The 23,979-nt window shown below is 52.9% G+C and carries 26 protein-coding genes and 2 tRNA genes; 14 read left to right on the top strand and 14 right to left on the bottom strand.

Annotation, left to right across the window (positions count from 1 at the left end; all coding sequences use genetic code 11):
- The first annotated feature begins 7 nt into the window (after positions 1–7).
- From JIN85_RS13270 to clpX, 7 genes are all read left to right on the top strand, one after another.
- Positions 8–484: a hypothetical protein gene (locus JIN85_RS13270; protein ID WP_200271507.1), complete on the top strand. Its 477-nt coding sequence runs from the start codon at positions 8–10 to the stop codon at positions 482–484.
- 256 nt (positions 485–740) lie between these two features.
- Entirely contained in the window at positions 741–1,202 is a 462-nt protein-coding gene (locus JIN85_RS13265) for a MarR family transcriptional regulator (protein ID WP_200271505.1), read from the top strand.
- A gap of 31 nt (positions 1,203–1,233) precedes the next feature.
- Entirely contained in the window at positions 1,234–1,944 is a 711-nt protein-coding gene (locus JIN85_RS13260; protein WP_200271503.1) for a purine nucleoside phosphorylase YfiH/LACC1 family protein, read from the top strand.
- A gap of 8 nt (positions 1,945–1,952) precedes the next feature.
- Entirely contained in the window at positions 1,953–2,777 is an 825-nt protein-coding gene (gene ispE, locus JIN85_RS13255) for a 4-(cytidine 5'-diphospho)-2-C-methyl-D-erythritol kinase (protein ID WP_200271501.1), read from the top strand.
- An 84-nt stretch (positions 2,778–2,861) separates the two neighbouring features.
- Positions 2,862–4,190 (top strand): trigger factor, encoded by a 1,329-nt coding sequence (gene tig, locus JIN85_RS13250; RefSeq protein WP_200271499.1) that lies wholly within the window; start codon positions 2,862–2,864, stop codon positions 4,188–4,190.
- Positions 4,183–4,866, top strand: coding sequence for an ATP-dependent Clp protease proteolytic subunit (locus JIN85_RS13245; protein WP_200271497.1), 684 nt, complete (start codon positions 4,183–4,185; stop codon positions 4,864–4,866). The genes tig and JIN85_RS13245 overlap by 8 nt, the downstream gene beginning before the upstream one ends.
- 45 nt (positions 4,867–4,911) lie before the next feature.
- Entirely contained in the window at positions 4,912–6,192 is a 1,281-nt protein-coding gene (gene clpX, locus JIN85_RS13240; protein WP_200271496.1) for an ATP-dependent Clp protease ATP-binding subunit ClpX, read from the top strand.
- Between the two features lie 119 nt (positions 6,193–6,311).
- Here the strand turns inward: clpX and JIN85_RS13235 are convergent, their stop codons facing one another.
- From JIN85_RS13235 to JIN85_RS13195, 9 genes are all read right to left on the bottom strand, one after another.
- Positions 6,312–6,860, bottom strand: coding sequence for a rhodanese-like domain-containing protein (locus JIN85_RS13235; protein WP_200271494.1), 549 nt, complete (start codon positions 6,858–6,860; stop codon positions 6,312–6,314).
- A complete protein-coding gene (locus JIN85_RS13230; protein ID WP_200271492.1) occupies positions 6,857–8,041 on the bottom strand; it encodes a glycine C-acetyltransferase in 1,185 nt (394 codons plus the stop codon). Before JIN85_RS13230 ends, JIN85_RS13235 begins: the two co-directional genes overlap by 4 nt.
- A 63-nt stretch (positions 8,042–8,104) precedes the next feature.
- Positions 8,105–9,136 carry an L-threonine 3-dehydrogenase gene (gene tdh, locus JIN85_RS13225; RefSeq protein ID WP_200271490.1) on the bottom strand — a complete coding sequence of 344 codons (1,032 nt, stop codon included), beginning with the start codon at positions 9,134–9,136 and terminating at the stop codon, positions 8,105–8,107.
- Positions 9,137–9,272: 136 nt separating this feature from the next.
- Positions 9,273–10,586, bottom strand: coding sequence for a DUF1552 domain-containing protein (locus tag JIN85_RS13220; RefSeq protein ID WP_200271489.1), 1,314 nt, complete (start codon positions 10,584–10,586; stop codon positions 9,273–9,275).
- Between the two features lie 27 nt (positions 10,587–10,613).
- Entirely contained in the window at positions 10,614–12,926 is a 2,313-nt protein-coding gene (locus tag JIN85_RS13215) for a DUF1592 domain-containing protein (protein ID WP_200271487.1), read from the bottom strand.
- A 60-nt stretch (positions 12,927–12,986) separates the two neighbouring features.
- Positions 12,987–13,592: a cysteine hydrolase family protein gene (locus JIN85_RS13210; protein ID WP_200271485.1), complete on the bottom strand. Its 606-nt coding sequence runs from the start codon at positions 13,590–13,592 to the stop codon at positions 12,987–12,989.
- 97 nt (positions 13,593–13,689) lie between these two features.
- A complete protein-coding gene (locus JIN85_RS13205) occupies positions 13,690–14,469 on the bottom strand; it encodes a hypothetical protein (RefSeq protein ID WP_200271484.1) in 780 nt (259 codons plus the stop codon).
- Between the two features lie 101 nt (positions 14,470–14,570).
- Positions 14,571–15,044 carry a hypothetical protein gene (locus JIN85_RS13200; RefSeq protein ID WP_200271482.1) on the bottom strand — a complete coding sequence of 158 codons (474 nt, stop codon included), beginning with the start codon at positions 15,042–15,044 and terminating at the stop codon, positions 14,571–14,573.
- Positions 15,045–15,216: 172 nt separating this feature from the next.
- Positions 15,217–15,975 (bottom strand): Npun_F0296 family exosortase-dependent surface protein, encoded by a 759-nt coding sequence (locus JIN85_RS13195; RefSeq protein WP_200271480.1) that lies wholly within the window; start codon positions 15,973–15,975, stop codon positions 15,217–15,219.
- Positions 15,976–16,151: 176 nt separating this feature from the next.
- On the opposite strand from JIN85_RS13195, the gene JIN85_RS13190 reads away from it, so the two are divergent.
- Entirely contained in the window at positions 16,152–16,313 is a 162-nt protein-coding gene (locus JIN85_RS13190) for a hypothetical protein (protein ID WP_200271478.1), read from the top strand.
- A 74-nt stretch (positions 16,314–16,387) separates the two neighbouring features.
- Here the strand turns inward: JIN85_RS13190 and JIN85_RS13185 are convergent.
- Positions 16,388–16,460, bottom strand: a tRNA-Ile gene (locus JIN85_RS13185).
- A gap of 288 nt (positions 16,461–16,748) precedes the next feature.
- Here JIN85_RS13185 and JIN85_RS13180 point away from each other — a divergent pair.
- From JIN85_RS13180 to aroE, 4 genes are all read left to right on the top strand, one after another.
- A tRNA-Thr gene (locus JIN85_RS13180) sits at positions 16,749–16,824 on the top strand.
- Positions 16,825–16,878: 54 nt separating this feature from the next.
- Complete coding sequence (gene ruvA, locus JIN85_RS13175) at positions 16,879–17,475, top strand: Holliday junction branch migration protein RuvA (RefSeq protein ID WP_200271476.1); 597 nt, start codon at positions 16,879–16,881, stop codon at positions 17,473–17,475.
- 70 nt (positions 17,476–17,545) lie between these two features.
- Positions 17,546–18,865, top strand: coding sequence for a glutamate--tRNA ligase (locus JIN85_RS13170; protein WP_200271474.1), 1,320 nt, complete (start codon positions 17,546–17,548; stop codon positions 18,863–18,865).
- A gap of 8 nt (positions 18,866–18,873) precedes the next feature.
- Complete coding sequence (aroE, locus tag JIN85_RS13165) at positions 18,874–19,782, top strand: shikimate dehydrogenase (RefSeq protein ID WP_200271472.1); 909 nt, start codon at positions 18,874–18,876, stop codon at positions 19,780–19,782.
- Positions 19,783–19,914: 132 nt separating this feature from the next.
- Here aroE and JIN85_RS13160 read toward each other — a convergent pair whose 3' ends face one another.
- Positions 19,915–20,295, bottom strand: coding sequence for a hypothetical protein (locus tag JIN85_RS13160; protein ID WP_200271470.1), 381 nt, complete (start codon positions 20,293–20,295; stop codon positions 19,915–19,917).
- Between the two features lie 228 nt (positions 20,296–20,523).
- Between JIN85_RS13160 and JIN85_RS13155 the strand changes: the two genes are divergently transcribed.
- The gene (locus tag JIN85_RS13155; RefSeq protein WP_200271468.1) at positions 20,524–20,853 is read left to right on the top strand and encodes a hypothetical protein; all 330 of its coding nucleotides are present in this window, start codon (positions 20,524–20,526) and stop codon (positions 20,851–20,853) included.
- Between the two features lie 206 nt (positions 20,854–21,059).
- Here JIN85_RS13155 and JIN85_RS13150 read toward each other — a convergent pair whose 3' ends face one another.
- The 3 genes from JIN85_RS13150 to JIN85_RS13140 all read right to left on the bottom strand — a co-directional run bounded on the left by JIN85_RS13150 (position 21,060) and on the right by JIN85_RS13140 (position 22,776).
- A complete protein-coding gene (locus JIN85_RS13150) occupies positions 21,060–21,656 on the bottom strand; it encodes a hypothetical protein (protein ID WP_200271466.1) in 597 nt (198 codons plus the stop codon).
- Between the two features lie 226 nt (positions 21,657–21,882).
- Positions 21,883–22,065 (bottom strand): hypothetical protein, encoded by a 183-nt coding sequence (locus tag JIN85_RS13145; RefSeq protein WP_200271464.1) that lies wholly within the window; start codon positions 22,063–22,065, stop codon positions 21,883–21,885.
- 396 nt (positions 22,066–22,461) lie between these two features.
- Positions 22,462–22,776: a hypothetical protein gene (locus tag JIN85_RS13140; protein ID WP_200271462.1), complete on the bottom strand. Its 315-nt coding sequence runs from the start codon at positions 22,774–22,776 to the stop codon at positions 22,462–22,464.
- A gap of 388 nt (positions 22,777–23,164) precedes the next feature.
- Between JIN85_RS13140 and JIN85_RS13135 the strand changes: the two genes are divergently transcribed.
- Positions 23,165–23,377 carry a hypothetical protein gene (locus tag JIN85_RS13135; RefSeq protein WP_200271460.1) on the top strand — a complete coding sequence of 71 codons (213 nt, stop codon included), beginning with the start codon at positions 23,165–23,167 and terminating at the stop codon, positions 23,375–23,377.
- The last annotated feature ends 602 nt before the right edge of the window (positions 23,378–23,979 follow it).

The following is a 23,979-nucleotide window of genomic DNA, read 5'->3' as shown; positions in this document are numbered from 1 at the left end:
CTGTCATATGGCTGCATTCCTGATCTGCCTGTTGCCCATTCTGGCCCTGGCCTCCTGCTCCCTGTCCAAAGAGGAACCAGCACCTACGGGACCGGCGCCGAAAAAAGAGCCCGTCACCCTGCCAAGACTGATCGGCCGCATCGCCTCTGTGCCGGCCGACCACCGGTTTGTTTTGATTCAATCTTATGCCAAATGGGACATCGCTCCCGATTCGATACTGACTTCCCGAGGAAACGACGGAAGAACCGCCAACCTATTGGCAACCGGCGAGCATCTGGGCCAATACGCCGCCGCAGACCTACAATCCGGTCAAGTTGCGGTTGGAGACGCGGTTTTTGATCGGCCTGAAATTCAGTCAAAAGCCGACGACCTGACGCCCTCAATCACCAATCTTCCGCCAGCTTTGCAGCGCGCGGTTGAGATCCAGGAGACTGAGAAAGCGAAAAAAGATGAGCCCGACGAAAAGACGGAAAAAGCTCAATAATTTCCAGGATTTGACGAACATTTGAAGCAAGTTCAGGACAGGACTGAGCACCTTTTATTTAGCATTTCCCAAATTCTTTGCTTCCCAAATGTTCCGAACTTGAATACTTTCAAAAAGTCCCACTTGGTTGCACAGCCGTCTTTTTGAAATTATTCACTTTGGCGTTGATAACTATCTAGGTAACTAGGTAGCTTGTTTAACGTAATGGCTGTGCTCCCTTACATGTCCCAAAACATGAACACTACAACCAGCCAAAATGAAATTGAGCACATCGAACGCCTCGGGCGCTTCGATCGGCGCCGATGCCGATCGATTAGCTGACTTCGTCTTGTTTACACAGAGAAGTTGCATTCTGAACCTGTCCACCGAACTCAACAAAGGAAACATCTCGTTCCCCCAGTTCTTCCTTTTGACCTATCTCTCCAGCGAAGATTACCTGACGATGTCGGATATCGCGAAAAAGATGGGGCATTCGACTGCCGCAGCCACCGGCTTGGTCGATCGTTTGGAAAAGCTGTCCTACGTTGAGCGCATGCATGCTGCGGAAGATCGCCGCAAGATCATGGTGAGAATCACGGCCAAAGGAACCGAACTCGTTTCCAAAATGCGGAAAGAGATCGCCTCCGACCTCGCCGGAATCCTCGCAGGTATGGATGAAGACGAGGCAGATGCCGTCGAGCATACCAAACGCGCTATCCAAGGTCGCGTCATGGCATGATTCACGAATTCCCCCAAATGGAATAACCCGCTTGGCGAAGCTTGAGTGCCTCCGTTACGGTCCCGAAGTGACGGAGGCGCTCCCCAAATTTCTCAAACCGATCCAATCCCTGCCCGGCATCCGCGCGGACTGGGTCGAACGAATTCCCGGCCTTGAAATCACCGGTGACCGGGATGCCGCCATGCGCAGCCTGCGTCGCTCCCATCAAACTGCCGTTCAACATTTTTCCCCGGACGCCTCATGGTGGCGAGCTGAACAAATTCACGGCACCGGGATCGCAGTCATTCCTGCATCCAACGCCATTGAGGCATCGGATGGACTCCCGGTCATGGCAGGAGTCGACGGCTTGATCACCAACCAACCCGGCCACACGTTGGCAATTTATGTGGCGGATTGCGGACCGATCTGGCTGGCAGATGCGAAGTCGGGCGCGATCGGACTGCTTCATTCCGGCAAAAAAGGCACCGAGGGCAATATCCTGACTGCCGGGCTGGCCGCGATGGAGCGCGAGTTCGGCACCCGACCGGAGGATGTGACTGCCGTGCTCGGCCCATGCATCCGCCCACCGCACTATGAGATCGATTTCGCGGCAGAAATCGGTCGCCAGGCAGAAGCTGCCGGAATCGCTGAATTTTCTGACTGCGGCCTCGATACCGCGGCTGATCTGGCGCGCTTTTACAGTTACCGGATGGAGAAAGGCAAAACAGGTCGGATGATGGCACTGATTACCCGAGATTTTTAAAAAATTTTATGCAATCGTTCCTCGCCCCCGCCAAAATCAATCTGTCTCTTCGGGTTCTCGGCAAACGGACCGACGGATTTCACGAGATCGATACTTTGATGGTTCGCTTGCCTGGACTTTGCGATTCACTGGTATTTGAGGAATCCGAACGGTTTTCGTTTTCCTGTGACGACCCATCGGTGCCATCGGATGAATCCAATTTGGTGGTGAAGGCGGTTCGAGCTTTCGAATCAGCCACAGGAACTACCTGCAAATTCCACATCTCCTTGAGCAAAGTCATTCCACACGGAGCTGGTCTTGCCGGTGGCAGCAGCGATGCGGCGACGACACTCTCCGCCTTGAACGAATTGCACGGAAACCCGTTGGATCAGGCCGCGCTTTCGGGGATTGCCGCCAGTTTGGGATCGGACATCCCGTTTTTCCTGGGAAATGGAGCTGCACGCTGCACGGGTCGCGGTGAAATCATCACTCCGGTGCCATCCATTCCGCCGATCCAGTTGCTGCTTTTAAAACCGACTTTCGCCGTTTCCACCCCGGATGCCTATGGCCGGTGGCACGACGCCAAGCCATTGCCCGGGATTAGCCATGATCCCGTAACATTTCCTTGGGGACAGATGGTCAATGACTTGGAATTGCCCGTTTTCCGCAAACACCGGTTTTTGGCCGAGATGAAACAGTGGCTATTGGACCGAGGTCTGTCCGCCTTGATGAGCGGATCCGGCTCCACGATTTTTGCCATTTTGGATCAAGCGGATGATGCTGAAAAGCACATCGCCGCAGCTCGAGACCAGCTCGACCCAACACTTTGGAGCTGGACGGGAGCCACAGGATGAGTTTTCTGGAAGACCCCGTTTGACAATCGCCCCTTAGTCCCCCTAGCTTCTCGCCCCCGGGCCATGAAACCCGGCCCATTCATCATGAACATTGTCGTTGAGAAGCAGCCTAAATGCGTCGCCACCCTTCGTGTGGAAATCCCCTCGGATAAGGTCAATGGCCAGCGGGATCAGATCGTCCGCGGCTATGCGAACAAGGCCCGTATCCAAGGTTTTCGTCCCGGAAAAGCTCCCCGCGCACTGGTCGAAAAGCGGTTCCAAAAGGAAATCACTGAGGAACTCACTGGTGCTCTGGTGAATGAAGCTTATGACGAAGCGCTGAAACAAGAATCGCTCAAGGTTCTCGATTTCGGCATTCCAGAAAATCTGGTGACCAACCCGGACGGCTCGATGAGCTTTGAGTCCAAGCTGACACTCGCTCCTGACTTCAGCCTCCCGGATTACAAGAATCTCACCGTCAAAGTTCCACCTCTTGCGCTTCCTGAGGAAGAATTGGATGCTCAATTGCAGGCGCTGCGCGAGCGTTTCGCAGATTTCTCCGACATCGAAGGCCGCGCTGCTGCTGCCGGAGATTTTGCCGTGATCGACTACTCTTCCACGGTCGAAGGCAAACCAACTGAGGAATTTCTCGGTAAATCCGCAGGTTATCTCTCCAGCCGCGAAGGCTTCTGGGTCCGTTTGGATGAAAAAGCATTCCTTCCAGGATTTGCCCTGCAGCTCGAAGGCATGAACGTTGGTGACTCCAAAGAAATCACCCTCACTCTACCTGATGATTTCCCGGTCAACGATCTGCAGAACAAGGAAATCACATTTCAGGTCACCCTCAAGGAGTTGAAGGAAGCACAACTTCCTGAACTGGATGACGAATTGGCGGAAAAGCTGGCCCCTGGTCAAACCATGGACGGCATCAAGAGCATCATCCGCGAGAATCTCGAAGGTGAGCGCCGCCGCAAAATCGACGATTCCAAAGTGAATCAAATCGTTTCCCACTTCAACGAGCAGGTCGATTTCGAACTGCCGGAAGCCCTGATCAATCAGGAAACGCAAAGCCAGGCGAACGCCATGATCAGCCGTGGCATGCAATCGGGCATGAGCAAGGAGGAAGTGACTTCGCAGCAAGCTGAAATCATGGCATCCGCCGGCAACCAAGCTGTCGCCAACCTGCGCACCAACTTCATTCTCCAAGAAATCGCACGCGCTGAGAACATCACCGTATCCGACAACGAACTGGTGAATCACCTGGCTCAAATCGCAGCCCAACGCAAAGTGGCACCGAAGAAGTTCATCCGCGATCTTCAACGTGAAGGACGTCTCTCAAACATCCGCAGCTCCATGGTGATCGGCAAGACCATTGACTTCCTGGTCGAGCACGCCACCGTTGAGGAAACTGCAGATGCAACCATCGATGAATAACTTCCAATCTCCCGTGATGGGCTCCAGCGAGCCTCGCAACAGTTACTATGTTCCCGTCGTCATCGAATCCGATGGCCGCGGCGAGCGCTCCTTTGATATTTACTCCCGTCTTCTCAAAGACCGGATCATTTTCATCGGCACGCCAATCGACGACTACGTTGCGAATTCCGTCATCGCCCAACTTCTTTTCCTGCAAATGCAGGATCCGAAGAAGGACATCCACATCTACATCAACTCTCCCGGAGGTTCCGTAACCGCCGGACTGGCGATGTATGACACGATGCAATTCCTCACCTGCGACGTGAACACCTACTGCATCGGCATCGCCGCCTCCATGGGCTCGGTGTTGCTGACTGCCGGCACCAAAGGCAAACGCTTTTGCCTGCCAAACTCACACGTCATGATTCACCAGGTTTCCGGTGGCGCGCAAGGAACTGCTTCGGACGTCGAACGGACCATCGGCTTCATGTTCAACCTCAAGAAGCGCCTCAATGGCATCCTTGCCAAGCATACTGGCAAAACCATCGAGCAGGTTGAAAATGACTCCGACCGTGACAATTACATGACCGCCGAGCAATCGGTTGCTTATGGATTGGTTGACAAAGTCCTAGAAAGTCGCAAACAACTTCCAGACGCTGTGGCAGCCGCCATGGATGCTCCCAAGGAAGAAGGCTGATCATCGCCTCTTGCGTAACCCTCTGAATCCGCTACTGTAAAACTAATGGCCCGCGCTTCCAATCTCACGATGTGTTCTTTCTGTGGAAAGAGCCACTCCGAGGTGAAAAAATTGATCGCCGGGCCAGGTGTTTACATTTGCAACGAATGCATCGACGTCTGCTCCAACATTCTTGAAAAGGAATTGGGTGGAGCGTCGGGCAAAGGCGCCACAATCGGCACGAAAACCGAATTGCGGACGCCATCGCCAGCCGACATTCGCGACAAGCTGAACGAATTTGTCATCGGCCAGGAAACCGCCAAAAAGGTGCTGGCCGTGGCAGTTTACAATCACTACCAGCGGCTCAATCAGGATAAGGCGAAAGTCGATGACGAGTTTCGCGATGTTGAGATTGAGAAATCCAACATTCTCCTGCTGGGCTCGACCGGATCCGGAAAAACGCTCCTTGCCCGCACCTTAGCGCGAGTGCTTGATGTCCCCTTCTGCATTGTCGACGCGACTACCCTGACAGAAGCCGGATACGTGGGTGAAGATGTTGAAAACATCATTCTCCGCCTGCTGCAGGCTTCCGATTTCGATGTTTCCCGCGCAGAACGCGGCATCATTTATGTCGATGAAATCGACAAGATCGGTCGCAAAACCGAAAATGTTTCGATCACTCGCGACGTTTCCGGTGAGGGCGTTCAGCAGGCTCTGCTGAAAATCCTCGAAGGCACCGTCTGCAATGTCCCGCCTCAAGGAGGCCGCAAGCACCCGCAGCAGGAATACATTCAGGTGAATACGGAGAAGATCCTGTTCATCTGCGGTGGCGCTTTCGTCGGCCTGGAAGATCTGGTGCGCCGCCGATTGGGACGCAACACCCTTGGTTTCCACTCGGAAGTGAGCAACCAGGAACTGGACGATCCGAATTTCAACGTGCTCGACAAGGTGCAACCGGAAGATCTCCTGCACTTCGGTTTGATCCCGGAATTCATCGGTCGCCTCCCCGTCATTTCATCGCTGCGCAAGCTCACCGAAGACGAGTTGATCTCAATTCTCACCGAGCCGAAAAACGCGTTGGTCAAGCAGTACAGCAAGCAGCTGGCGATGAACAATGTGAAGCTCCGTGTCACCCGCGACGCACTCCGCGCAATGGCAGAGGAAGCCGTTCGACGCGGCACTGGAGCGCGTGCGTTGCGATCGATTTTCGAACGCCTCATGCTCGATGTGATGTTCGACACCCCATCTCGCGACGATGTGGAAGCGATCACCATCAATCGCCCGGTCGTTCTCGGTGAACGTGCGCCATCCATTCGCCGCCGCCGCAGCGATCAAGACGCTGCCTGACTCTCACACCGCCAGGCAAGCGCTTTGGCTAGTGTAATTCCATGCAGTATGCGATTTCGCAACTCTGCAAGATCAGCTGGCAATAAGAGCCAAAGGAACTTCACGCACCGGAATCATTCTCAATCGACCTCGATCCGATATCGTGGAATCGTGGAATCGACTTCCTGGCTCCAGGCATCGATGCCGCCACGCAGTCCAAAGGTCTTTTTCAATCCGTGACCGCGGAACCAGGCGACCTGATCGAGAACGCCTTTGCCGGAGTGATCATACAGCACGAAAGTTTGTTCGGGATTTCCTGCAAACAATTCCTGTTGTAGGTCTTGGGTGAAAAAATCCGAATTTTCGATAAGCACCGCATCGTGCTCTTCCCGGGTCCGGATATCGATCAACCGAACCGCTCCGGCTTCGATCCATTGCTTTGCGGTCGACGGTTCGACCAGCATTTGCAGATCGTGCTCGTGACTTTCCAGCAAATGAGCCAGCACTTCGGTTTCGGGTAGCTCCCCTGCCCGCTGGCAGAGTTCTGCCAGCGTTTCGTCGTCGGAGAAGGCACAACTTTGGCAGCCGCCGAGATGATACTTGGCAAAGATCGCCCTGCGGGCACCTGGAAGCGTGTCCAGGATTTCCCGCATGGTGCTGGCAGTCGAGAGCTCCGCAGCCGTGGTCATACGCCGAGTTCCTTTTTGACCTCGATGAAGGCCTTGACCGCAAATTCCAGATCTTCGCGGCTGTGCGCGGCGCTGATCTGGGTGCGGATCCGCGCCTTGCCTTGCGGCACTACCGGATAGCTGAAGCCGATGACGTAAACGCCGCGCTCCAGCATGGCATCGGCAAATTGGGTCGCGAGTGCTGCATCCCCCAGCATGACCGGAACGATCGGGTGCTCGCCCGGGACGATGTTGAAACCTGCTTCAGTCATGGCCTCGCGGAAATAGCGGGTGTTTTCCTCCAGCTTGTCGCGCAGCGCGGTCGATTCGCTGAGCAAACGCAGCGTTTCGAGTGAAGCTCCGGTGATCACTGGCGCGAGCGTATTGCTGAACAAATACGGGCGGGAGCGCTGGCGCAGCAGTTCGACGATTTCCTTGCGACCACTGGTGTAGCCGCCGCTGGCACCGCCGAGCGCCTTGCCCAAGGTGCCGGTGATGATGTCGATCCGGTCCATCACGTCGCAATGTTCGTGCGTGCCGCGACCGCTTTTGCCCATGAACCCGACCGAGTGGGAATCGTCCACCATGACCAGCGCATCATATTTGTCCGCGAGGTCGCAGATTTCCTTCAACGGAGCGATGTAGCCGTCCATGGAGAAAACGCCATCGGTTGCGATCAGACGGAACCGGGCGTCCTTCGCGGCGATCAACTGCGCTTCGAGATCGGCCATGTCGCAGTTCTTGTAGCGGAAGCGCTTCGCCTTGCAGAGCCGGACGCCGTCGATGATCGATGCATGGTTGAGCTCATCGCTGATGATCGCATCTTCCGGACCGAGCAAAGTTTCGAATAGGCCGCCGTTGGCATCGAAGCACGAGCTGTAGAGAATCGTGTCTTCAGTGCCGAGGAATTTGCTGAGCGCATCTTCCAGCTCCTTGTGCACGCCCTGGGTGCCGCAAATGAAACGCACACTTGCCAAGCCGTAGCCCCAGCGATCGAGCGCTTCGTGACCTGCTTCGCGGATCTTCGGATGCTGAGCGAGACCAAGGTAGTTGTTGGCGCACATGTTGAGCACCGATTTTCCACTGGTGGTCTCGACCATCGTTCCTTGCGGCGTGGTCAATGTGCGTTCGCTTTTGTAGGTGCCAGCCTCGCGGATCGAGTCGAGTTGGCTATCGAGGTGTGCTTTGAAAGTTGCGTTCATGCGCGATGGTTAGGGGCAAGTTGGCCGGAAATCAAGAAAGCTGGGAAATGGATGCGTTTCGGATCAGAACACGCTCCAATCGAGCACGACTTTGCCGCTAAGACCGCTGTTCATGACTGCAAAGCCTTTTTCGAATTCGTCAGCTCCGTAGCGGTGCGTGATGACCGGTTTGATATCGAGTCCGCTTTCGAGCAAGACGCGCATCTTATACCAGGTTTCGAAAATCTCACGGCCGTAGATCCCCTTGATCGTCAACATGCTGAAGATGACCTTGTTCCAGTCGATCGCCATCGGTTCGCTTGGAATGCCAAGCAGCGCGATTTTGCCGCCGTGGCACATCGAGTCGATCATGTCGCGGAATCCATTCGGATTTCCGCTCATTTCCAGACCGACGTCGAAGCCTTCAGTCATGCCGAGTTTTTTCTGCACATCGGCGAGACTGCCGGTTTTCACGTTGTGGGCGACGTCCGCGCCCATTTGCTTCGCCAGATCCAGGCGATAGTCGTTCACATCGGTGATCACCACATTTCGGGCACCCGCATGGCGGGCAATGGCAACGGCCATGATACCGATCGGGCCAGCGCCGGTGATCAGCACGTCTTCGCCGAGGAGATCAAAGGAAAGCGCGGTGTGGACTGCGTTGCCGAAGGGATCGAAAATGGAAGCGACATCTTCGTCGATGCCTGCGGTGTGGTGCCAAACGTTCGTCATCGGCACGCTGATGTATTCGGCGAAAGCACCGGTCCGGTTGACCCCAATGCCGACCGTGTCTTTGCACAGGTGGCGGCGACCGGCGAGGCAGTTGCGGCAGCGACCGCAAACCACGTGACCTTCCGCGCTGACGATTTCACCTTCATGAAAATCAACGACATTCGAACCGACGGAAACCACTTCGCCGACAAATTCGTGGCCGACGACCATGGGAACTGGGATCGTTTTCTGCGCCCACGAGTCCCAGTTATAGATGTGAAGATCCGTCCCGCAAATGCCCGTTTTGTGGACTTTGATCAGGACGTCGTTAATTCCGACTTCAGGTTCCGGTACGTCTTCCAGCCAAAGTCCCGGCTCCGCTTTAGCTTTAACAAGTGCTTTCATGAATTAAGATCGCGGACGCTAGACGGCCTTTCCCAGCCCGTAAAATGCAAAACAGGAAATGACAAAGAATCGTTAGCGAGCCAAAGCAGCTCTCTTCGATTCCACCGTGTGCGCGATCGAATTGGCGTCGATGAACTTAGCTGAGGCTGAGCGGGCCATTCGCACAAAATTCCTGACGTCCAAATGTCGAAATCGGGTGTCCAAACGCATGAGCCACTGACATCCAGAGCCGATTATGTGGCACATTATCAAAGCTCAAGGCTTGGCCTCCTTTAAAACCCAAACCTCCGCCGACCATCACGAATGGCAGATTGTCGAGCGAGTGTGAATTGCCTTTGCCCAACTCGTTGGTCCATACAATCGTGGTGTGGTCCAGCATCGTCCCGGAACCTCCAGGCTCCGGAATCGCATCCAGCTTCCGAGCCAGATCCGACAATTGCTGGCATAGCCAGGTATTGATTTTCACCAATTTCTCGCGGGCTTCCTCATTGTTATCCGGCTCGTGAGAAAGATGATGATGGTCGTCATTGATATCGAGCCAGCGCATCCGCGCCTGACCGACACTATTGGTGTATTGCAGAGTCGCGACGCGCGCCATGCCGTTAGCAAATGCATTGACCAACAAGTCGATTTGCATCGCGCTGATCTTGGGAATTCCGTCATTATCAAGCACAACTCCTTGTTCCAAAACAGGTGCGGGAAACATCAACTGCTGCGTATCGGACCGTTGAAGGTCCTGTTCCATTTCGCGCACAAATGTTGCATGCTGATCGAGCATCTCGCGCTCTTTCGGATCCACTTTGGCTGAGATCCATTTCAAATCATCGCGCACATCATCGAGGATACTGCCGAGGTTCTCCAGATTCTTCTGATTGCCATAAAGTTTATCAAAAAGAGCATAGGGATCACTGATTGGAGCAAGTGGTTGATTCGGGCCTGCGTAGGCTTCCCGGGTCCATGGATCGGCACGATTTGGCACCGCAACGCCGAGTTCCAGCGAGCCGAAGCGAGTTGAAGTCGCGGCGTTGGCCTGGAGAAAATTTTTGATTTCCTGATCGATCGAGATATTTCCAGCCCAGCCTGCGGGTTTATTGCCACCGCCTTGGATATTTCCCGGTAAAAGCTGATCCGCAGTCAGCAGACAGCTAATGCCACGCATGTGCCCGTCACCATCGCCACCGATTTTATTGCAGACGCCTTTCAAGGTGATCATCCGGTTTTTGAACGGCTCCAGGGGCGAGAGAATTCGCTTTAATTTGAAATCGGCCCCCGTTTCATCCGGCCAAAAATCTTCCGGGATGGTGCCATTCGGGGTGAACATGAAAATAATCCGCTGAGGTGGGGATTCGCTCACTGTCCCTGCCAACGATGGGAGCGATGGCAAAAATGGAAGGGCTGCGGCCGACAATCCAAGTTGACGGAGAAACTGGCGGCGTGTGGTGATATTCATGAGAATGTTGTAAGTTCGCGACTGCGTTTAGTTCGCCGCCTGCTTCAGATCCGGAATGCGGTCCAAGGCTCCGACGGCACAGATTTCCATGAAAAGTTTGCGGATGTTATCACCCGATTGAGTGAAGTCATCTTCCAATCGATCAACCGATCGATTCCCGTAAACATCGGGATTTTGTTTCAAAGTATACCGCAGCAATTGCTCGATAAATCCCATGCGTGCCTCCGGTGACTGGAGAACCAAATTCGCAACATCTTCCGGTCCTTTTAGCTCTACCGTATCGCCAGAACTGGTGATAAAATCCGCCACTTGGTCAATGGGCCGGCCATCTTCCTCCGTGCGAAATCTTCCAGTCGCATCGAAATTCTCAAGTGAAAACCCAAGTGGGTTGATCCGTTCGTGGCATGTCATGCATGAGCTACTGCGGGTGATCTCCGTCACCTTTTCACGCATGCTCATGCCCGGAGTGAATGGATGATCTTCGAAGGAAATGGCCTTGGGGGGTGGCTTGAGCACTCCCCCTAACACATTTCTTGTTAGAAAGACTCCACGATGGATCGGCGAGGTTGAGTCTTCATGAGCAAGTCGTGAAAGAAGGTATGGATGGGTCAATATGCCAGACCTCTGCCCTGCTTCCATTTTCACAGGATGAAAACCATCGCCGTCTGGAGCCGGGACTCCGTAGTAGTGCGCGAGACGAGCATTCAACATCAGGTAATCGGCGTGGATGAGCTCGCGATAATCCGAGGTTTCGCTGGTGATGACGTGATCGACAAACAACTGCAATGAGCGCCGCAAATCCGATGCCACTGCCGCATCGAAACCGGGAAATTTTTGCGGATCTTTCTGCAATTCATCCTCCGCATCCAGCTTCAGCCATCCTGCAAAAAAGGCCTCCACTTTCGCGATCGCCCTCGGGTCTGCCGCCATGCGCTCGGTTTGCCTGCGGACTTCCGCCACATCACGGAGTTTCCCCTCTTTCGCCGCATTTCTCAGTTTTTCATCAGGGATGGAATCCCACAATGCCAAAGCAAGGCGGCTGGCGATGGTGTAGTCGTCTTTTTCCGACGTAAGCTCGGGATAAAGAAATCGTGGGGATTTCAAGATCATGATCACCGCCCGTTTGATGGCCTGATCCGCAGTGACATCGCCTGCAAAAGCGTGGTCGATGTAGCGTTGTCGGGCGTCATCATCCAAGGGGCGGCGGAATGCGCGTTCCGCAAATGTTGCAATGAATCCTTTGAGCTTCTCCACTCGATCCGGGGCGTCTGCCTTCACTCCGGTTAGCAAACCAATCCGCGAAACCACTTCATCTGCGGCCTCGATCGCCGCCAGAGTGGTCGCTTCATGCCAAGCTTTGGAAATCCCGGTTCCGCGCTCATACCCCTCACTCGCATCATCAGGCGGAAAACTGGTGTTCACCACAAAAGTTCGCTTGGAATCCGCCGGTGACAAATACGGCACACCTAGTAATTCCCACTCGGAATGCGGCGGCTTCCATTCCACTTTCACCATGCCCCGCGGTTCCTTGTATTTGAAATAATCCAATCGAATCGGATAGCCGCGACCGCCTAACAGAAAGATCCTGGCAGATGAGGTTCTCACTTCCGTGCCAGAACTCACCCACTCGTCGATCAATGCGGTTTGCCGTTTTGCCCCGCTGTCATCCCGACTGTTCGAGTCCCCATTTTGCTTATCGCCATTCAGGTAGAAACGGGCACCATTTGGAGTGCTCATCCGGAATTCATACCATCCGGTTTCCGGCGCGTTGAGCGACCCTTCCCAGGCAACCGAAAATTGCTCGGGATTGATCCCATCCGCCGGAGCCCCCTCCCCGAAGTCGAAGTCCAGCTTCTGATCCACCCGCTCCATACCTTGGCGGGCCTTTTTATTCATTCCGTCCGATTCGAAATATTTGGCACGCAGGCCAGTGCCTTCCGCCATCTGCGGTTGCTTATAAAAGCTGTTGATCAGGTCTGCGACGGATTCACGAAATTGACGATTCGTCAGGCGTGCGAATGCGGGTTCAGCGGCAGGCTTCGATGCCGACTGGGAGTCAACTGAGTAAAATGCTTCATAGATGTATGCCGCCACCTGGCGCGCATCGTCCCCAATGACCAATTCCGGATCGTCTTCCGGCATCCGCCTTTCGATGTAGCGGGCCAGCGATTCCAGGGATCGAGTTCCTTGCAAGGGATCTTCGCATTCATCGGCAACTCCCTGACCGTGATCGCCATGACAGGATGCGCACTGCTTGGCATAAATCGACAAACCGTCCTCCGCTTGCAAGGCCTGCAGGCAGATCAGCGAGATCAAAAAAAATGCGCAGGGATTCCGCATGGATTCCAAACCCATACGCCATCCTTGCGCTTTTGTCTTTCAGGGAACTTGGCCGGAAATTCAGGCAGATGCCAATTCTGCGAGAAACTCGTTGTGGTTCATCGGATTGGAAAACATCGGATAGGTGAAGCGATGTGCGGCTTCGTGTTCCTCCATGCTGGTGGCAGCGGTGCAGTCTTTCAAAGTAATGACCTTGTAGCCGCGCTCATAGCCCGTGCGCATGGTGCTTTCGACACAGCAATTGGTGAGGAATCCACAGACTGCCATGTTTTCCAATCCGCGGCTGCGCAGAATGAAATCCAGGTTGGTGGAGCCGAATGCATCAAGTCCACGCTTTCCTTCAATCACGATATCGCCAGGCTCCGGTTGCAAGGAATCAACTGCTGCCGCACCCCAGCTTCCCTTGACGAAAGCGTTCGAGGTCACCACTCCTTTGAGAATGCCGTAGGGATTCGGAGTGATTTCACCGAAACCAGCGACAAACTCGATCGGCGAGAAAATAATGGTCACTCCAGCTTCACGAGCGGCTTTGACGGTAGCAATCGTGTTGGCCAGCATGGAGGTTTGATCCATGACGTCCTTCACCGCGCCGTGGAGAGCGCCTCCTTCGGTCGTGAAATCGTTCTGAAACTCAATTAAGACTAATGCGGTTTTTTTAGCTTCCATGGCGTAAACTCATGCGCCCAGTTGATGTGGCCAAGCAAAAAATCCGCGTTTCTGACACGAAATGATGGTGCTCCAGCGTTCGCGATGAATGACCCGATTAGTTGGGCACCGAAACGGAATTCTGCCTCTCTTTTTTGAGCATCCGGAGGAATGCCAAACAGAACAACAGGATGAAAAGAGCGATATACATCTCCTTGGCCTCACCCGCATCAAAACCATCTTTGACGCCCGTGATCATTCGATAAACCTTGCTCGGGAGAGAGATGCCGACCGCCAGAATTGAAGTAAAAACCACGTCTTTACCAGGGACATAACGACGGATCCACTCTGGTAGTTTGTTGGGAATGAATGGAAAAATGATCCCGGAAAAGAAGACGCCAATTCCAACAATCAGCCGTGGCAGCCGGTCGAATAACTTCTTGTTCAGTTCTCCACCGAGGTTGTGGAGGTTGGTTTCACCCTGGTAATTAAGTTCGCGATATCCCTCTGGCGTGTGGAAGCCGAAGAAATGTTGCCCCCAGCTGATTTCTTCCCCCAGAAAGTAAATACTCCCAAGCAACAGAACGATTAAAACCATCCGGTCCAACGGCCGCATTTTCCCAAACCCGCGAAATCCTCGAAAAAGAAGAATGAGGATGGATAGGGCTAAAAACAACACCGTGAGGTTCTCCATGATTCCAAACTCTTTGTTGCTGAACGGAAGAGGGAAAAATTCATCAACAAAACCGCCAATCAAACAAAGCACCGGGACAACAATCGTGAGCCATTTCATAAAAGTAACCTTCGCGTCAGAAGGTCCGCGGCCGCGACCAAACTGAATGGCGCAAGCTGGATCAGGTGACGAAAGCGCCACCGGGATAATCCGCACCACATCCATCCGCAAGCACGATCCCACGACGACATGGATGGCATGGACCGAAAGTCTCCAGCTCAAACAAACAGTATTCTAATAGGCAACGGATAAGAGGAAACCGTGCTTTACGGCACGTTCTCCGGCTTCTGCTCCATTTTCCGGAACACAAATGATTCGATGTTCTCCGGTGAGATTTTTTCGATTTCTCCCAGCTTCATCAGCTCTTCGGCCGCTTCAGCAGAGGCAGACTTGGAGAGTTCAAGCGCTTCACTGTCAAAATCTGGAAATCTCTCCGCTTCCAACGTCATCAACTGCATTTGATTCAGATAGTTGAGGAAAATGTGATGAACCCCGCGAATCGTATTCTGATAAATCGCGAACTTTTCCTCATGGGCGGCCGCTTGTTTGAAGAATGCGTTTCGGGTCAGGTAAAAGATGACGGCGGCTGATAAAAACACGTAGAACCAGCCTTTCAGGACTTCGACGAGGGCAAACATCTTGTTATCCGGCGAAAAACCGAACGCGATCAGATCCGTGATCAAAATCCATGAAATCCCGAAAATCAGATACGTCAGGGTGATTTTCCAGTAGGTCTTCATATCGATAATGATGCAGGCTGTAGCTTGGAGCAATGGCACTTCGTAACAGCTGTGGCTGAAACGAGAATCCTAAAAAAACATCCGCGTTTCATTACCAGCAGGACCTCCATCAAAAAGCACCGCCCGAATAGCCGGGCGGTGCAAAAAGAAGAAATCGAACTTGGACAACAGACTATCGACGTCTGCGCACCCCAAAGAGCAATCCTAATGAGCTCAAGATAAGAGAACTAGGCTCTGGAATCAAATAAACGAAACTACCTGGAACTGTGGGAGCAACAACCAAAGTGCTGTGGTTATCATTTTCAAAGACCGAGGTATTGGTGTTCACCTCTTGATGGAAATCGATCCGATCAATCGTCGTTCCATCCGTCGCAAAAAAGTGGATATAGGCATATGGCTCATTGCCATTCAAGTTCGTGACTGGCTGGCCATAGTAATCGATGGTGTTATAGGTGTTTCCATCAATTGCAGTAACCGTCGTCCCCGCGGTTCTCGGAATGTAGTCAATCAGGGTCTCAGTGCTGAACGCCATGAGCAGGGTATCACCTGAATACAAATCGATGCTGTTATAGATATCACCCGCAGTGAAGTAGAATCCAAAGTAACTCACTTCCTCATCAAGTGTTAGAGAAGTAATGGCGCCGCCCTTTACGGCAAATTGCGTGCCCCCATTGCTGGCGCCATAGCGATTGTTAACCTGAAAGTATGACGTCCCTTGAACTGAGGTATAAGTTCCTCCCAATGCATTACTCCGATAGGTCGTTAATGTTCCGATACTGGCGTTGCTGAAGGTTTCGGTCTTAGCCCCGACAATGCCGCTCGCCTCGGCGGATTCAATGTCGTTGGGAGAGAAATAAACTGCAATGTCCGCAGCTGCAGGTTGAACAAAGCTACAAAAAGCAATGACCGAAGGAAGTATGGCAAATTTCATGACGCCGAAATGGATAGTTGAAAATCCCTAGCAGACTGACCTAGGCATCAGTAATAGTCAATTTATATTGATTATATGTTCAGGCGTGTATTACGCCAATACGTTATAGGCGATTCCCTATATTTTCGTGAAATATGTTATGATCGCTCTTCTCAATTGAAACTCATCGACGGTCGATGGATCAAAAAAGCATCGAAAGTGACAAAAATCAGGTTGCAGATGCATTTAGCGGCTCACCAAACCGCTTATTGAAACTTTTCTCTGCCGATCTTCGTCATTTCCATGACCAACAAGCGATGCGTGAATGCCATCCGAACTGGGGCAAAAGTGCTGATTGAGAGACCTCTGAGTTACGTGAAAACGTAATGCGGATCGGACGATCTTCGCGGATTTCTTGCGGATCGAGTCAAGGTGGGCCCGGTGGGGTTTGAACCCACGACCAAAGGATTATGAGTCCCCTGCTCTGACCGCTGAGCTACAGGCCCATACACTTGCGGAATCAGAATGAACTGAAGCTCCAGAAGTTGCGTTGCTCACCGATTCTTAGTTCTACTGCAGCGTGCCAATTTACGTGATTTGGCACAGGCGGCAGTGGAACGCGGAGTGGTGTAGCAGCGCGGCGGAACGATCTACCTGACGGCAAAGGTCGCTGGCAAGGTCATTCTGCATCGGGATCAAGGGCAGCGTTCATAAAAATGTAGCTTTTCTTAAATTTGGGCTTCCCCACATCCAAAGTTTGGGAATACTCCGCCCTGTCGACCCCATGGTCCTTGGCCGGCTTAGCTCAGTTGGTAGAGCAACTGATTTGTAATCAGTAGGTCAACGGTTCGAATCCGTTAGCCGGCTCCATTTTAAAACTCTACGTTGCAATGCTCTGGCACTCGGAGCAAGAAAGCAGAACGCATGATCGCCCGACTTCGCGGAACTCTAATCGAAGCCTATCCCAACCGGTTGGTGGTGGACGTCCAAGGTGTCGGCTATGAAGTGTTTATCCCAGTTTCCACATTCGATCGGTTGCATGCCTCCGAGGGAGTCAAGGTGGATCTGCGGACGCACCTTCATTTCAGTCAGCTAGGCCAGAAGCTGTTTGGCTTCGCGAGTGAAGAAGAACGGGATATTTTCCTGCTGCTGATTGATCGCGTGAGCGGTGTTGGTCCTTCGATGGCGATTGCGGTGCTTAGCGGCGTTGAAGTTTCGAAGTTCAAACAATGCGTTGTTTCTGGTGATGTCGCCGGTCTTTCCAAAGTCAAAGGCGTCGGCAAAAAAACGGCCGAACGCATTGTGTTGGAATTGAAAGATAAAGTCGGCGTTACCGACACTTGGCAGGATGCCGCGTCCGGTTCGGTCAGCGAATGTGCTGCCGATGCGGAACTTGCGCTGATTGCCTTGGGCTACAAGCAGGTGGATGCACGCAAGGCTGTCCGGAAAATTCTCGATGCCGATCCTGCTGCCACGACCGAGATTTTGATCCGCGGCGCATTGCGCGGCTTGCAGGGCTAAGCATCTGTCCCTGCAGACTTTGTCTCATCGAAGCACTTGCTTCCTGCGTCGACTGCCACTACACAGCCGCATGACCGTCCGTACCCGATTTGCCCCCTCACCTACAGGCTACTTGCATGTGGGAGGTGCACGCACTGCTCTCTTCAACTGGCTTTTCGCCAGAAAACACGGAGGTTGCTTCGTGTTGCGCGTGGAGGACACCGACGAAGCACGGAATACGGAGGAAGCCCGCCAGGCTATTTTCGACGGCATGGATTGGCTCGGTTTGGACTGGGATGAAGGCCCCAAAGTCGGAGGCAATCACGGACCGTATTTTCAAAGCCAGCGCAAAGAAATCTACGACCAATGGTTCGCCAAACTGCAAGATGCCGATCGGGTCTACGAAGACGGTGGCGCCTGGAGATTTCGCTTCGAACGCAAGCCCGTCACCATGCACGACGCCGTTTGCGGCGAGGTCACCATCGATTACCGCGACGAATCCAACACGCCGGACATGGTCATCCGTCGCTCAGACGGATCCTATGTCTTTCACTTTGTGAATGTGGTGGATGATTTGGAAATGGAGATCACCCACGTGATTCGCGGCGAGGATCACCTGATGAACACGCCGAAGCACTTGCAGCTCATTGAGGCGTTTGGTGGGAAAGCACCGCAATACGCTCATATCCCACTGATTCTCAATGCTGACGGCTCAAAAATGTCGAAACGTGACATCGGAGCAGCCGTTGGGGATTACCCGCGTCAGGGATTTCTCGGGAATGCTGTGGTCAATTTCATCGCCATGCTGGGCTGGAATCCAAAAACCGATGAGGAAATTTTCAATCCCGATGAGCTGATCGAGCGATTCTCACTGGAAGCGGTCAACCGTTCACCAGGACGATTCGATATCGAGAAATGCACCTGGATGAACCAGCAGCACCTCGCAAAACTCGATGTGCCGTCATTCGCCGCAGCCGCAAAGCCCTTCGTAGAAGCCGCTGGGCTGCCGATTCCTCAAAATTTTGAGCAAGTGGCTACCGCGGTTAAAGAGAAAGTGCGGCTGCTTGCCGAGGTTCCGTCTTCCATCGATTTCCTGTTGAAAGATGATGGTCCTTTCGATGCAGAAGCAGTTGCAAAGGTTCAAGCCAATGCCGCAGCAGCTGGCCTGCTGGAAAAACTTGCTGCCACTTTCCGCAACCTGGATCCTTGGTCTGCGGATTCGGCCAAAGAAGCTCTCAGCACAGTGGCCAAAGAAGCTGGTGCAAAGCCCGGACAACTCATGTTCCCACTGCGGGTCGCACTCTCCGGCCGAGGACACGGCCCAGACCTCGGCGACATCCTCAATTTGCTTGGCCGTGAGCGAAGTGCCGCCCGCGTGGCTGCTTTTGCCCAATCGCTGACTCTTTCTTGATCGATCTCATGCCTGAAGTTTACTCCCTCGAAGACTTGGTTTCTCGCGATACCCTGGATGCTGGGCATTCCAAACCCGCAAAACTGGCGGTCATTGGAAATCCGATTGCGCACTCGGCGTCCCCCTATCTCCAACAACCGGCGCTCGATGCGAATGATATCGATGCGCGTTACATCCGGGTATTGGTGGAACCGGGACGGGTCGCGGAAGCATTCGACCGGATGAGAGCTCTTGATTTCATTGGTTGCAACGTCACGGTTCCGCATAAATTCGAGGCTTTGGAAGCATGCAGCGAGGTGCACCCGGATGCCAGATCTCTTGGGGCGGTGAACACCGTGCGCTTCGATGCGGATGCTGTCCGAGGTTTCAACACGGATGGACCGGGTTTTGTCCGCGCCATCGCCGACGAATTCAACACCACGCTCTCCACCCTGAAAGTCATGATCGTGGGTGCAGGCGGCGGAGCTGGCCAGGCTATCGCGACACAGTGTGCCATGCAGGGAGTCGAAAAACTGGTGCTGGTAAACCGCACCGTATCGAAGCTCGGCCCGCTGGTGAATCGCATGCTGGCGCTGGGGTCGACCCAGGACATCACGGCATTGTCCTTTGAAGATGAAGAACTCTCCCAACAATGTCGGAGTTGTGATTTGATCGTGAATACTTCTTCAGTGGGCCTTAAAGTCGGCGATCCGTCCATCTTGCCGCCAACTTTACTGCGCAGCCGCCATTTGATCTATGACACCATTTACCAGCCTGCAGTCACTCCCCTGCTCGCGGCTGGTTCGGCGCTGGAATGCAAAACCGCAAACGGCCTGTCACTGCTGATCCATCAAGGCGTGCTTGCGTTCCAACACTGGTTTCCCCAAACGGACCCGATCAGTGTGATGCGGGAAGCCATGGCGGCCCGTATCCATTGAGAAATGATCCGCGAATCATTCTCAAAAGCCTCTCATGACCATACCACCCAGCATTGGAGTCATGCCGCTGAAAAGCACTAGGAATGACGCAGGGTTTCTCTGGTTCATTTTTGCATAGAACAAAAAAACCAGCTACGATGGTAGCCGTGAGTCGAGCAAGAATCCGATGCCTACCATCACTCCGAGACAAATCGGGTAAGAGCAACCTGCGGCTAGGATGATCCACTCTGCCCGGCTCTTCTTCTCCCGAGAGCTAACCACAATCGCACAAATCAGGCATGCGGCGAGCGCAACGGTGGAAAGAAACATTGCACTCATTGCGGCGACACCAGACGGCGACATTGCAAAAGTGAAAACCCAACCGCCGACCGTGCCAAACAACACAAAGTAGGCAACGTAGAGGAAACCCCACGCCTGCCCCTTCACTAGCCAACGGCAAACGGCAACATATCCGCCAAGAAGGACAACACCGGCAATTGCAAGCAGGATCAAGGTGAGCACTGAGTTATACATACATTTTCACCCAGAACATACAAGATCCAGGTAAGGATGGACGCCCGTTGCCTGGGACCGCTTGGTCTTTATGATTTTCTTGGTCACACGACTTAAGCCATTCAGAGAACTTCGCAGAAACTTGCTCTTTGTAGAGATACCGTCGCCGAGGATCATGGTTTCCTTTCTTGATTCATCTGTGGGACAGCACCTCAAAGACTAATATGTTAATCATAAATTTCTCAGCGAATGCATAATTTCATTTGCGATGGTATGGAAGCTCTAAAACTAACTCGCAGGCTGATCTCCTACGGACGCAGCACCTTATTCTGTGATTCTTTTTTGCGGCGACTGCCACTCACTAAACTCAGTCTCGATACGACCACTGCCCAAAAACTACCTATCACGGTCTTCCGTCACGAAAGCGATGAACTGTGGGGGATTGCGCACCTCTTCGGCAGTCGATGTAGGGAACACAAGATCAGCAGCGCTCTCTGTAGCAGCGCCGCCTTGCAACACGCTATCAACGGCTACTCCATCAATCTCTACGATCTGACTCTCATGGGAGGGACACCATAAAATCCCACCATTCTTCCTGGATACAACAATCTCCCCAAGTCACCCGCTCATATAGCTCGGAAGCAGATCACTGAAAATTCAACTCGCTCTGGCCGATTCGAGTGCGCCGTAACCAGTTCCAATGATGGCCACGCGAACGCCCGACGCCTTAAGTTTTGCGATAATTACCATCTTCTTTTTGCAAAATGTATGTGCCCAACCACCCGTTACTGGGAGCGCTCATCCGATTCAGGTTGATGATTTTCACCACCCTCCGAATCCGACTCAGAAGTGGCAGCGGGTTGTCCAGCGCCGCCTTGTTGTCCCACGACTGGTTCAATATCTATAAACACTTGGCCATCGTGCTTCGCAGAGATATCGATAGAAAGATTGTTCTCTATGCAATACTTGCGGAACTTTGCGATCAGTTCAGGAGAGTCATCACACCAGAAATGGATAGACTCAGTCCGTGTACCTTCAACAAATCGTTGTTCGTAGCTCGCTGATTTGGGCGGTACAGGAAAATTGCGAATCGCCACAGAGAATGGAACAAGAAAAGAGTCAGGTAGTTCACTGGAGCGTCTCCACCACACCGGAGTGCCACCATCCGAAACAAACCAACAGCGCTTGCAGATTGGAGAGTCGTCATTGAACATCTGAAGTCCGCATTCCGGGCTGCCGCGCCAAACCCACTCGTTTTTGTTCGGCTTGGAAAGATCATCCTTGATCATCCCAACGGTGGTAAGTTCGCCTCCGCAAACCGGACATGGCTCTGCTGCAAATAATCGGAGAGCCAAGAGAAAGAAGCATAGAATGGTCTTCATTTTCTGTATCACGTTTGATGCCTAGCACCCGCTAACGAGAGCACCAGTCCGTCTCAGAATATATAGATCTTTTCAAGTTTCAATCTCAGACTCACAGCGAGGTAGCGGATTGTCCAGCCGTGGTTTGTTGAGCTTGATAGATTGATATCGAGGCCACCCACTCACGGATAACCTTCAGATCAGGTAAGGAAGTCGGGTCTGTCTGGCGGGCCAACGCCCTCGCAACCTATTGAACCTTGTCGTCGATGTAGTCGTAGTCGGAAATAGAATCAATGGTGGCGCGAAGGATCGCGTGGGTCACTCGAAAGTCACCGGATATAAAAATCTTCTCGTCGTAAGAGAGCCCCTGAAACAGATAGGTCAACTCTTCGTTGTTTCGGTAGTTTCCAGGGCCTTGTGTGAAAGCCACCAAGTAAACAGCCCTCGTCCCCACGATAATTCGTGGCGAGAGACTCGGTCTTGAACCAAGTTGGCCCGCATGGCGGGGTGGAAAATCGGAAAAGAGTCACATAAGGACTCTCAAGCTCCCGTGCCGACCGCCGTTGAGGTCGTCATCGCACTCTTCAGCCTCTTCACTTAGCCACTGATGGTTCTATCATCGTCTACGTCTCTCGTCGGCTTCCCCGGAGTCAGCGTATCCGTGACGTCCGAATCATTCTACGTTGGAAGACTGACGGAAATTGATTTGAAATAACCATCAGTAGACACCGCACACGAAGAAACGAAAAACACGAGGCGTATTAGGGCGAAGCGATGCATTTTTCCGGCGAGTGTCAAAGATCAGCACACACGCTGTAGGGTTCTTTCAATCAGATAGCTTCCGACTTCCAGGATTAAGAACGAACCGGGAATTGCGATTCTTGAAGTCGACCGCCACCCTGAGCAGGAACCAACAAGCAATTGCAATCGTTAAGGCGATCACGAGCAGTCCAACAATTGCTCCAACCCAGGCTAATAGGAGCTTCATTGCTTTAAAATCGATCTTCGCGGGAAGCAGAACGAGAACTGTGATGATCGCCAAAACGAACGGCCAGACTCCGAAAGTAAAATACCGCAATCGTCGATTCTGGAGTTCAAGACGCTCAACTCTTTGAGTTACTCTATCAAGGTCGGTATTCATATTTATTAGAATTATTTAGCAGAACCTTCAATATCACCTACGCTCGCCCGTGGCGCGACTCGTGCCAGAGCGAAGGACAAGCACGAGCTGTGATGCGAGTAAGCATTGAGTAGACCACCTTGTTCGCTCATTTTGATATCTCCTACGCAGTTATATCCATGAGCACGAGCTTTCCACCGTCGCCAACGCTCCAACAGCTAGAGCGAGGACAAGTGGTAAAGTTTGCATTGAATAATTTCAGTCTATCTATCTAACGTCGAGGTGGTGGCACCCACTACCGAGAGCGCCAGTCCGACTCAGGGTTAAAAGGTTCTAGTCACGGTTCAATCTCCGACTCGCGGCGGGGGTAGCGGATTGTCATCCCCGCCTGGTTCTGCAATTCATTGTCGTGAAGAGTGCTCCAACCGCAAGAAGGATGGCCAACCGCGGTTCGGGTATCGTCGAGATCGACGAAAGCTCAAGGCGCAAGTTCGGCTCGACTCGATCTGCGGAAAACACGATCTCTGATGGAGTGAATGATGTTGCGCTCGTAAACGCAGAAAATGGGACTTCTATTGTTCCCGAGCCGTTCAAGGCGAATATCTCGCTCGCGAGACTGTAGCGAACGCCATCAACTGTGAGTCCATATCTCCCTCGCCAGAAGCCAGGGTCTACGAACGAGAAGCTGAGAACGAAGGCTGTGTCTCCGTTGGCGAGCAGATCAACACGGTTCTCCACATCAATAGAATAGGAAACCGAGAAGTAGCCGAAATCGCTACTTGTGAATTGGAAGGCACCCTCAGTCGTGTTGACTCGCACATCCATTGATGCCGACCCCAGCGCGGATCCGCTAACCGAGCGGCGGCCACCTAGAACGGAGTTTGTATCCAAGCCCTCTTGTGAAATCGAGTCGGAAGAATCGAAAGCAAGACTCCCGGTGCTGAAATCATCAATGATGGTAGCGGCCGACGCGAATCCCGCCGAGAGAAGTAGATAACTGAAAATGTAAACACCTCGCATGCATACACATTGTATTCACTATTTATGCGGTGCAAGTCCAAATTTAGCAGAATGACAAAAAATGTCAGGTACGGGCGAATGCTCGTTGCCTATAACATCTCATAAGTTAGATTTCAGCCACAACAAAGGCTACACCACTCGTTCCCAAATGGAACCCAAAACGGCCGCGTGATGCAATCTGATGTGACGCCAAGACCTCCGCGC

This window comes from Luteolibacter pohnpeiensis, from assembly GCF_016595435.1.
In the GTDB taxonomy this organism is placed as follows: domain Bacteria; phylum Verrucomicrobiota; class Verrucomicrobiia; order Verrucomicrobiales; family Akkermansiaceae; genus Luteolibacter; species Luteolibacter pohnpeiensis.
The sequence above is the reverse complement of the archived record's forward strand: the minus strand, read 5'-3'. Positions and strand labels throughout refer to the sequence as shown.